Origin of the sequence: Pseudochrobactrum sp. AO18b (assembly GCF_000409565.1) — a bacterium.
Taxonomy (GTDB): Bacteria; Pseudomonadota; Alphaproteobacteria; order Rhizobiales; family Rhizobiaceae; genus Pseudochrobactrum; species Pseudochrobactrum saccharolyticum.
On the sequence record NZ_ANNO01000099.1, the window covers coordinates 1 to 1,237 of the forward strand.

Genomic DNA, 1,237 nt, shown 5'->3' on the forward strand with positions numbered 1-1,237 from the left:
TCTGCAAGTTCACCATAGGTGACAACTGTACCATAAGGCACTTTTGCAAGCTCCTGCCATGCTGCCTTGAGAAAAGGTGTGCCAAGTGGTGCAAGTGTAAGATCAAAATGACGTCTCTCTCTTGCAAAATACTGATGTATCTGCTCGGCGACATGGGCCACAGCCGCATCATCGTGCTGTGTAACAGAGATTTGTGTATTGGCCGGATGAACGCGGCTGTCATTCTCAAAATCAAGGCGCATAACCGCGCCCTGATCATTCACAATAACGGTTAACTTACTTCACATGCCTTTGTAGTGCGTGACCTAGATAGATTCATGCTGAAGTATGTTGCTTGGGGTTTAATAATTTAGAAGTTATGATTATTTATAATTTCAGCTGTAACAAGCAGTAGGACTTTTTATGTCGAGCCAACTTCAGAAAGAAATCAAGCGTTTAAGACAAGAGTTGGCTGAAAAAGAGAAGCTTATAAAAGAGCAAGCTCAAACATTTTCACACTACAAAAAGATATATGGTCAGTCCTCTATCGTTGCCCAAATAGGTATTTGGGAGTGCGCGCTACCTACTGAGGAGTTGACGTGGTCTGATTATACTTATGATCTGTTTGAGTTGCCGCGAGGAACTCGACTTGATAGGTCTCATACCTTAGCTTGTTATACTGAGGCCTCTCGTGCGGAGCTTGTGAAGCGACGTTCAGATGCAATTGCTGCGCGTAGCGGTTTTACATTGGAAGCTGAAATAATAACTTTTGGCGGTAAGAGCCGCTGGATACGTATTACGGCATCAATTGAGTGTCAGAACGACATACCTGTTCGGATTTTTGGCATGAAACAAGATATCACTGATCAAAAACTGTCATTTGATCATATGATGTATCTTGCGGAATATGATCAGATGACTGGTTTAGCGAACAAAAGCCAATTCCTTCTAAAACTATCATCTGCCATTCAAGGAGATCAAGTAGCTAGCGGACATGGATATCTGTTGTTAATTGACTTGGATGGGTTCAAGCCGATTAATGATGAATATGGCCACATCGCAGGTGATGAATGTCTGAAAGAAATAAGTAATCGACTAAAATCGATTAATCACTCTTATAAAGAGATATTCAGAATTGGTGGTGATGAGTTTGCCATTATCACTACTGACAGTTGAATAGCCCCTAGATTTGTAGACACCTTGTGACTTAAAAAAGAGGCAAGGAGCTTACGATGGGTAAAGCTAATTTCACCGACGA

2 protein-coding genes are annotated in these 1,237 nt (G+C 41.7%); one reads left to right on the forward strand and one right to left on the reverse strand.

The features are described 5' to 3' along the window. On the reverse strand, positions 1-242 hold a 242-nt coding region (locus A918_RS21265; RefSeq protein WP_022709874.1), incomplete at its 3' end, for a methylated-DNA--[protein]-cysteine S-methyltransferase. A gap of 160 nt (positions 243-402) precedes the next feature. On the opposite strand from A918_RS21265, the gene A918_RS19425 reads away from it, so the two are divergent. Beyond that, the gene (locus A918_RS19425) at positions 403-1,155 is read left to right on the forward strand and encodes a diguanylate cyclase domain-containing protein (protein ID WP_022709875.1); all 753 of its coding nucleotides are present in this window, start codon (positions 403-405) and stop codon (positions 1,153-1,155) included. Positions 1,156-1,237 lie beyond the last annotated feature (82 nt).

Bases quoted from the DNA above. Each gene is read 5' to 3' on its own strand.
- A918_RS19425 (WP_022709875.1), top strand. From the start codon at position 403: ATGTCGAGCCAACTTCAGAAAGAAATCAAGCGTTTAAGACAAGAGTTG.